This window comes from Cyanobium sp. BA20m-p-22, assembly GCF_024346275.1.
In the GTDB taxonomy this organism is placed as follows: Bacteria; Cyanobacteriota; Cyanobacteriia; order PCC-6307; family Cyanobiaceae; genus Cyanobium_A.
Window position 1 is genome coordinate 1 of record NZ_JAGQCQ010000174.1, and the last position, 7,805, is coordinate 7,805.

9 protein-coding genes are annotated in these 7,805 nt (G+C 62.6%); 4 read left to right on the plus strand and 5 right to left on the minus strand.

Annotated features, from left to right (window positions below):
- Positions 1–62: 62 nt before the first annotated feature.
- Positions 63–1,174, plus strand: a protein-coding gene (locus tag KBZ15_RS14255; protein ID WP_396123497.1) for an IS3 family transposase whose coding sequence is annotated in 2 segments (ribosomal slippage) — positions 63–324 and positions 324–1,174 — 1,113 coding nt in all. Because the reading frame shifts where the segments join, the coding sequence is not laid out codon by codon here.
- 137 nt (positions 1,175–1,311) lie between these two features.
- On the opposite strand, the gene KBZ15_RS14260 is transcribed toward KBZ15_RS14255, so the two are convergent.
- The 3 genes from KBZ15_RS14260 to KBZ15_RS14270 form a co-directional block, all read right to left on the minus strand.
- Entirely contained in the window at positions 1,312–1,650 is a 339-nt protein-coding gene (locus KBZ15_RS14260) for a hypothetical protein (RefSeq protein ID WP_255015873.1), read from the minus strand.
- A gap of 214 nt (positions 1,651–1,864) precedes the next feature.
- The gene (gene gatB / locus KBZ15_RS14265; protein ID WP_255015874.1) at positions 1,865–3,340 is read right to left on the minus strand and encodes an Asp-tRNA(Asn)/Glu-tRNA(Gln) amidotransferase subunit GatB; all 1,476 of its coding nucleotides are present in this window, start codon (positions 3,338–3,340) and stop codon (positions 1,865–1,867) included.
- A gap of 47 nt (positions 3,341–3,387) precedes the next feature.
- Entirely contained in the window at positions 3,388–4,053 is a 666-nt protein-coding gene (locus tag KBZ15_RS14270) for a hypothetical protein (RefSeq protein WP_255015875.1), read from the minus strand.
- Positions 4,054–4,107: 54 nt separating this feature from the next.
- On the opposite strand from KBZ15_RS14270, the gene KBZ15_RS14275 reads away from it, so the two are divergent.
- The 3 genes from KBZ15_RS14275 (at position 4,108) to KBZ15_RS14285 (ending at position 6,919) form a co-directional block, all read left to right on the plus strand.
- Complete coding sequence (locus KBZ15_RS14275; protein WP_255015876.1) at positions 4,108–5,232, plus strand: FAD-dependent oxidoreductase; 1,125 nt, start codon at positions 4,108–4,110, stop codon at positions 5,230–5,232.
- A gap of 302 nt (positions 5,233–5,534) precedes the next feature.
- Positions 5,535–5,831, plus strand: coding sequence for a hypothetical protein (locus tag KBZ15_RS14280; protein ID WP_255015877.1), 297 nt, complete (start codon positions 5,535–5,537; stop codon positions 5,829–5,831).
- Between the two features lie 275 nt (positions 5,832–6,106).
- Positions 6,107–6,919 carry a glycosyltransferase 87 family protein gene (locus tag KBZ15_RS14285; protein ID WP_255015878.1) on the plus strand — a complete coding sequence of 271 codons (813 nt, stop codon included), beginning with the start codon at positions 6,107–6,109 and terminating at the stop codon, positions 6,917–6,919.
- On the opposite strand, the gene ndk is transcribed toward KBZ15_RS14285, so the two are convergent.
- Together ndk and KBZ15_RS14295 are read right to left on the minus strand one after the other, a co-directional pair.
- Positions 6,873–7,331 carry a nucleoside-diphosphate kinase gene (gene ndk, locus KBZ15_RS14290; protein WP_255015880.1) on the minus strand — a complete coding sequence of 153 codons (459 nt, stop codon included), beginning with the start codon at positions 7,329–7,331 and terminating at the stop codon, positions 6,873–6,875. The genes KBZ15_RS14285 and ndk overlap by 47 nt on opposite strands.
- Positions 7,332–7,434: 103 nt before the next feature.
- On the minus strand, positions 7,435–7,805 hold a 371-nt coding region (locus tag KBZ15_RS14295), incomplete at its 5' end, for a putative toxin-antitoxin system toxin component, PIN family (RefSeq protein WP_255015881.1).

Here is a 7,805-nt window from a genome sequence, read left to right on the forward strand (position 1 = left end):
AGAAACTGAGCCAGCCCTTATGAGAGCTTCCCTACCGGCCAGAATTGGCCAGGAGAAGCCCCATGAAAGTCAAACGCCACAGCCCCGAGCAGATCATCCGCAAGTTGCGGACCGCTGAGCAGCTCTTGAACCAAGGCCAGGCCGTTGCTGACGTCTGCCGAGCCCTGGAAGTTTCTCCGGCGACTTACCACCGCTGGCAGCATCTGTACGGGGGAATGAAGGCCACAGAGGCCAAACGCCTCAAGGAGCTTGAGCTGGAGAACACGCGCCTTAAGCGCCTCCTTGCAGATGCTGAGCTTGATAAAGCCATGCTCAAGGAGCTTGCCGAGGGAAACTTCTAAGCCCGGAGCGTCGTCGCAGGGCCGTCGTGGTTCTGCAGGATCGATTCCGGGTTTCCCAGCGGCGTGCATGCCGGTTGACAGGTCAACATCGCAATACCCAGCGGCGCCCTGTGCCGCTGGCAGATATCGAGGAGCAGAAGCTCAAACGACGGATCCGGGAGCTGGCCCGGCGCCATGTGCGTTGGGGCCGTCGACTCGTCTACCGGCGGCTACGACTGGATGGCTGGAGCGTCAATCACAAGCGAGTGCAACGGATCTGGCGTGAGGAAGGTCTCCAAAGGCCCCTGCCTCGCAGGCGCAAGCGCTCCCGGCCTGCTGGAGGTGACAGGGAGCTGTTGCGCTCTGAATACCCGCATCACGTCTGGGCAATCGACTTCCAGTTCGATCAGACGATGGATGGCCGCGCCCTCAAGTTCTTGAACGTGGTGGATGAATTTAGTCGCGTTTGCCTGGCGATCCGTGTGGGTCGACGTTGCAGGGCTTATGAAGTGATCGACACGATCGAGGAGCTACTCAAGCTGTATCCAGCACCTGCCCATCTGCGCATGGACAATGGCCCTGAGTTTATTGCCCACGCATTGCAGGAGTGGTGCACAGGCAGTGGTTCAGCAACGGCATACATCCCGCCAGGTTCACCCTGGGAGAATCCATTTGTGGAGTCGTTTAATAGCAGGCTCAGGGATGAATTCTTGAATATTGAGCTCTTCTCATCTTTACCAGAGGCAAAGTTATTGGCAGAACAGCACCGAATCGAGTACAAAGTCTACAGACCGCATTCGGCTCTCCAGGGGCGCACGCCCCTGGAAGTCCTCCAGCAATGGAAAGCGGCCTAACCACCCCACCAGCTCTCATAGGAACTGGAGCAGCAAAGGGGGTCACGTCACCGCAGAACCGCTTGCTTACGTTCTCCACTTTTAATAGAACGTCGCCCATCTCAGGCAAGTGATGGTGAGGGGTGAGAAGGTGTCGGTTAGGGGGCAGATTCAGTAAGAAATCGTGTGGAGCCCAAACAGGCCATCGCCAGGAACTTCCAGCAAACGGTTAAATTGCTCTTTGAAAACCGCACAACCTGCAGACCCATGATCATGACGGCATCAGCCATCACCCCATCGGCAGTTGCGAGAATCGAAACTCCCAAATCAGCCACTTTGTGGCTACTGATCACAGCTGGACTGAGCCCCTGCAAAAAGGCGACAAAGGCCTCAGAACCAGGCTCATTGAGATACCACTTCGCCAGCGCGCTGGTATCGAGATAGGCACGTTTCTCAGCGCGGATCAGATCCGCAGAAGCAGTCTCCAACAACGGCATACGTTGGCGAAGGTCGGCTCGTCTCCGCGACCAACTCTGCCAGCTGGCCGAGACTGGCACGCATCTCACGAATGTTGAGCTCTTTCACCCGCGACTCTCATTGTGCTGCAATTTTAGCCGATGCAACACATGCTCGGCAGCTGATCGGCAGGGTCAACGGTTCAGCGAAGAGTGTGTTGGTCGGTTGGGTACACACTGATCACTTTGGCGTCGCTCATCCCTTCAGCATTTGATTGAGGATCTGGTTAGCCAGCTTCGGATCCACCTTGCCGCCGGTGCGCTTCATCAGCTGGCCCACAAAGAAGCCCTGAAGCTTGGTTTTGCCGCCCCGGAAGGCTTCCACCTCCGCGGGGTGGGCGGCCAGCAGCTCCGCCACAACCGCCGTGATCGCTGCCGGGTCGCTGATCATGCCCAGGCCACGCTGCTCCACGATCGCCTTGGCAGATCCGCCCTGCTCCAGCAGCTCCGGCAGAATCTCCTTGGCGATCTTGCCGCTGATCACACCAGCCTCAATCAGCTGCACCAGCTCGGCCAGCTGCTCAGGCCGCAAGGGCAGATCGGTGTAGGAGAGCCGGTTGGCGTTCACATGGGCGGCGATATCGCCGCTGATCCAGTTTGCGGCGGCCTTGGCATCGGCTCCAGCGGCCACAGCAGCCTCGAAATAGGCAGCCATCGGCAGCTCTTCAGTGAGCACCCGGGCGTCATAGATAGATAGGCCCAGCTGCTCGGCATAGCGGTGGCGCTTGGCGGCCGGCAACTCCGGCAGCTCGGCCCGCCAGCCTTCGCGCTGCTCGGCGCCCACCTCAATCGGCCCTAGGTCTGGATCGGGGAAGTAGCGGTAGTCGCTGGCACCCTCCTTGGTGCGCATGCTGCGGGTGAGCTGCTTGCCCTCGTCCCAGAGGCGCGTTTCCTGCACCACCGGCTCGCCGGCCTCATAGGCCTTGATCTGGCGCTGGATCTCGTGATCGATCGCTCGCTGGATGGCGGAGAAGGAGTTCATGTTCTTGATCTCCACCTTCGTGCCGAAGGGCTCCTCGGGGCCGCGCCGCACCGAGATATTCACGTCGCAGCGCAGGGAACCCTCCTGCATGTTGCCGTCGCTCACGCCCAGATAGCGCATGATCCGGCGGATCTCGGCGGCATATTCGGCCGCTTCACGGCCGGTGCGCAGGTCGGGCTTGCTGACGATTTCAGCTAGGGCTACGCCGGCGCGGTTGTAATCCACCAGGGAGTGGGTGGAGCCGGCCAGGCGGTCGCTGCCGGCGTGAACCAACTTGCCAGCGTCCTCCTCCATGTGCAGGCGCTCGATGCCAATTGTCTTGAGGTAGGTGTCCTTACCCTTTTCGGCCACCTCCACCTCGATCCAGCCGTCTTCAGCGATTGGTTCGTCGTATTGGGAGATCTGGTAGTTCTTGGGTAGGTCGGGATAGAAGTATTGCTTGCGATCGAATTTGCTGTGCTCAGCAACATGCAAATTGAGGGCCAGCGCGGCCTTCACCGCATACTCAAGCACCTTCTGATTGAGCACCGGCAACGTGCCCGGCAGCCCGCACACCACCGGATCGATGTGGGTGTTGGGCTCGTCGCCGAAGTTGGTGGAGGCGCTGGTGAAGATCTTGCTGGCGGTGCCCAGCTGCACGTGGGTTTCCAGGCCGATCACGGCTTCCCACTCGCCTTGCCCTGTCGCCATTGATGCCCGGGTCCCTAGAGGGGCAATCCTATGGAACGGCGCCGGGCTCAGGCACCTGGGCCGCCGAACCAGCGGGCCTCGAGCAGATCGAGGGCAGGCTGCTCCCCGCCCTCGCGGGCCTCACGGACGTCTGCCACCGCCAGGCAGGTGGCGAAAAGTTCGGCCAGCAGCCCCCCTTCAGCTGCCGCCAGGGCCTCGACCGCAGCCCCAAACTCCTCGGCTGATGGCCGCTTCAGCCAGGCCAGCTGGCTTGCCAGTTGGGGGGGCCTGAGGGCTTCACCAGGCGGCAGCTCCCCCTGGCGGCTGCATAGGTAAGTGGCGATCAACTCCTTCTCCCGCTGCTGGAAGAGGCCATCGGCCTGGCCCATGCTGAGCAGCACGGTGAGCTCGGCTTCAAACTGGCGGCGCAGGTTCTCGAGACGGCCCGCCCGGCTCTGGGCGTAGCGACTGCGCGCCAGGGCCGCAATATCCTCCACCGGCTCACCGCTGGCCAGGTCGAGGCAGCTCTCGATCCGGTCGGTGGCGAAATCCTGGAAACTGCCGCTCAGGCTGCAGTGGGCCGAAAGCAGGGCCGGGTTGCCTGCGGCGTCGAGTTGCACAGCCTTGACGGTGATCCGGCGGCAGCTAGCGCTGCCCTCTCCATCTAAATCGCCACCTAAAGCTCCATCGCGGTAGATGATCTCGAGCTCAAGGTGGAGCGCCCAACTGGCCATCGCTGATGGACCTGCAACGGCCTGCCATCATCCCTGAAGCCGCGGGCACCAGCGATGACCGGCTCCCCCAACCGGCCCAAAAGCAGCGAACCGGTGCTGATCCTGGGCGGCGGCCTGATCGGCCTGGCGATCGCCCACCAACTGGCCCGCCGGGGCCGCTGCGTGCAGGTGCTCAGCCGGCGCCGCAGCGAAGCGGCCGGCTTCGTGGCGGCCGGCATGCTCGCCCCCCATGCCGAGGGCCTCAGTGGCAACCTGCTGGCCCTGGCCCAAACCAGCCTGGAGCGGATCCCCGCCTGGGTGGCGCAGATCGAGGCCGACAGCGCTCTGGCCTGCGGCCTGAGGCCCTGCGGCATCGTGGTGCCCTTCCGCAGCAGCGCGGAGCGGGACGCCTATCCCACGGCCGCCTGGGGCGAGCCCCTGGGGCGGGCGGCCCTGGAGCGGGAAATCGCCGGCATCGGCCCGAGCTGGCGGGCGGGGCTGCTGTTTAGCCAGGACGGTCAGATCGACAACCGCCGCCAGCTGATGCGGGCCCTGGAGCGGGCCTGCGTTGCCCTGGGGGTGGGCTTCCAGGAAGGTGCAGAGGTGCTGGCAATCGAGTGCGGCGGCGGCGGCGCCCTGGAGGCCATACGGTTACGCACGGCGGCAGGTGAGCAGCAGCGGCTGCCATGCGCCGAGGCGGTGCTGGCCTGCGGGGCCTGGAGCGCCCAGCTGCTGCCCCAGCTGCCGGTATTTCCGCTCAAGGGCCAGATGCTGTCGCTGCAGGCGCCGCGCCAGGCGCTGAAGCGGGTGATCTTCGGGCCCGGCACCTATCTGGTGCCACGGGCCGATGGCCTGCTGGTGGTGGGGGCCACCAGCGAGCCAGAAGCGGGTTTCAGCGAAGGGCTAACGCCTGCGGGCCAGCGCCAGCTGCAGGAGGGCCTCGAAGCCCTGCTGCCAGAGGCTGCCGGCTGGCCGCCGATGGAGCGCTGGTGGGGCTTCCGGCCCTGCACACCCGACCAGGGGCCGCTGCTGGGGGCAAGCGGGATCCGGGGGCTATGGCTGGCGACCGGCCACCACCGCAACGGCGTGCTGCTCGCCGCAATTACTGCCGAACTGGTGGCAGGAGTGATCTGCGGATCAGCCAAGGCGGAGGACAGGGCCCTGCTGGAGCCCTGGGGCTGGGGACGGTTCCAGAGCTGAGTTGTTCAGGTTGAGATATTCAGGCTGAGCCCTGCTGGTATTCGTTGACATCACCATGGGCGCACACAGGTGAGCCACAGATGGCGCGTGATCCAGCGGAGCTGGGGCGGCATCTCCGCAGCAAATTGGAGAAACCGTGGAAACACGGAGGAACAACTGACAGTACTGACGTACTATGGAGGAATCGCGCCTGGCGCGTCCTCGTTACGCTGATGCAATCTGAAAGTCTCTCAGCGCTGCCTGGTTTGACGCCGCGGCCGGTGTGCTGCTGCTGCTGATCTCGTTCACTTCGAACTACGGCGATGAAAACCTCCTCCGCCTCAGCCGTCTCAAAACAGCTAACCAGATCGGAATATGTCTCCACCTTGCCGCCCTGGCGGCGTTTGCTGGCGACGTTGAATTGGCGACCCGTCTACGACATCGAGCAAGAAACCGAGCGCTTGAGGGTCAGATCGCTCGAAAGCGAGAAACGGCTGCTCGAGAGCGAGAAGCGCTTGAAGCAATTGCAAGAGAGCAACGCCAGAATCGCGCGCTTCGAGCAGGAGCTCTTTTCCGCCTCGAACCCAACACCCTCCACCGGCGATTCCTCGCCTACATAGCCACCGAGCTGGCAGGGCCACCGCAAAACGGACAGGCGAGCTGAGGCAAGGTTCTCCGCCAGCTGAGGCCGGAGCACTCACAGGGCTGGAGGGATTCCTGATTGAGCCGCTCCAGCCGGAGGTTTGGCGCCGGTATCAAGGCGTTGCTTGTGGTTGCTCATGGGTCCGGCATTGGCTTGATGGGTTTCCGTTCTTCCGGCCATGGGGCAAGGCCGCCAGTTGGCTTGGGGCCTTCTTACCCCTCACCATTCGGGAGCTCAATCTCTGTTTGACCCTTGGTCAGTTTTCGGCCGCATGCGTGGGGCTACACCCTGCAATGGCTCCTGCTTCAACGCCAAAAGCCACGTCAAGCCGGGCTTTGTTGGGTATTAGCCATGATCAAACCTCAGATAGCTGTCACATTTGCCCTACCGCTGCTGCTGCCCAAATATCGAAAAGGGCTCTGGCTTGGCAGTGGCATTCTGGCTGGACTCAGCGTTGTTGCCCTATGGAATACCGGCACACAGCCAATCGATTTCCTTGCCAGCTGGCTGAAAATCCTGCAACATTTTACAGACTTATCGCCCAACCTAACCGGAGCACTTACCAATTCAAGCCTGGGCGAATCGAACTCTTTCAAAACATCTTTGATCGGCATTTTCGTCGCCATTGCTGGGAGCATTTACATAGCAGTAAGGCAAGCAAGATTCATCCGCAAGCTGTGGGCTCGGTTCGCGCAAGCCAGCATTTCGATAGAACTTGCTGGGATCAGCGCCATTGCGGAAGCAACGCTCTTTTACCATGGCTATTACGACAACATCATGCTCTATCCAGCGCTACTTTGTTGCTGGCTTATTACTTTTAAGCGCCCCACGCTCGGCAATACGATTCTCTTAATATTGGTTACCACTAGTCTATCTGGCCCGGTCTCCCTGTTTCTCGGGCTGCCTGGTTATCAACCGTTCCAATTATTGACATGGCTAACAGCGGGAATAGTGCTGCTCCTGCGCATCGCATCTGGCCAAGCAGCTTCTTCCCCGCTGGCTAGCGGGCCCCAGCCTTTCAGCTCTCTTGGCGCCACTCCTGATCTGCCGGGGTCCAGTCGCTGAGTTCGGCGGCCGTGAACCAGAGGCCGATCTCGAACTCGGCGGTCTCAGGGGCATCGGAGCCGTGGATCACGTTGCGGCCGATGTTCACGGCCAGGTCGCCGCGGATCGTGCCGGGCTCGGCCTCGAGGGGCTTGGTGGCGCCGATCAGCTTGCGGGCGCTGGCGATGACCCCATCGCCCTCCCACACCATCGCCACCACCGGGCCGGAGGTGATGAAGTCCACCAGGCCGGCGAAGAAGGGGCGTTCACGGTGCACGCCGTAGTGGCTCTCGGCCAGCTCGCGGCTGGGGGTGAGCTGCTTGAGGCCCACCAGCTTGAAGCCCTTGCGCTCGAAGCGGCCAAGGATCTCCCCCACCAGCCCCCGCTGCACCCCGTCGGGCTTGATGGCGATGAAGGAGCGTTCGGCGGCCATAAAGGTCAAAACAACTAGCTATCCCATCGTGTGCGCCGGCCCCGCCGCTTGGCAAGCACGCCAAAAGGCACTGGCCACTAGGGGCCAGCGTGCTGTGGGCCATTCAGGGGCCGCCATGCTCCGCCCAGAACTCCGCGGGGGTGCAAATGGGGTAGCGACCCCGCAAGGCAAGTAGGGCTTTGTCGCCCGTCACCAGGGCCTGGGCCGAGCCGAGCCGCAGAGCCGCCACCAGGGTGCCGAGCACCGGCAGGTCGTTGCGATCCGTCAGGTCGCTCTCCGCTACAACCTCCGGCTCCACCAGGTCGGCCAGAATCGCCAGGGAGTCGATCAAATCATCGATGGCAGGAAGCGTCAGTCCATGACGGTGGACCAACCTGGGCAGGGTGCGGCGCAGCTCAGCAAGGATGAAATCCGACAGAACCAGATCCAGCGCCCCGAAGCGCCAGGCAGCGATAAGCCGGCCAGGGACACTGG

Excerpts from the sequence above, each read along its gene's own strand:
- KBZ15_RS14260 (WP_255015873.1), bottom strand. The coding sequence starts at position 1,650 with ATGCCGTTGTTGGAGACTGCTTCTGCGGATCTGATCCGCGCTGAGAAA.
- gatB (WP_255015874.1), bottom strand. The coding sequence starts at position 3,340 with ATGGCGACAGGGCAAGGCGAGTGGGAAGCCGTGATCGGCCTGGAAACC.
- KBZ15_RS14270 (WP_255015875.1), bottom strand. The coding sequence starts at position 4,053 with ATGGCCAGTTGGGCGCTCCACCTTGAGCTCGAGATCATCTACCGCGAT.
- KBZ15_RS14275 (WP_255015876.1), top strand. The coding sequence starts at position 4,108 with ATGACCGGCTCCCCCAACCGGCCCAAAAGCAGCGAACCGGTGCTGATC.
- KBZ15_RS14280 (WP_255015877.1), top strand. The coding sequence starts at position 5,535 with ATGAAAACCTCCTCCGCCTCAGCCGTCTCAAAACAGCTAACCAGATCG.
- ndk (WP_255015880.1), bottom strand. The coding sequence starts at position 7,331 with ATGGCCGCCGAACGCTCCTTCATCGCCATCAAGCCCGACGGGGTGCAG.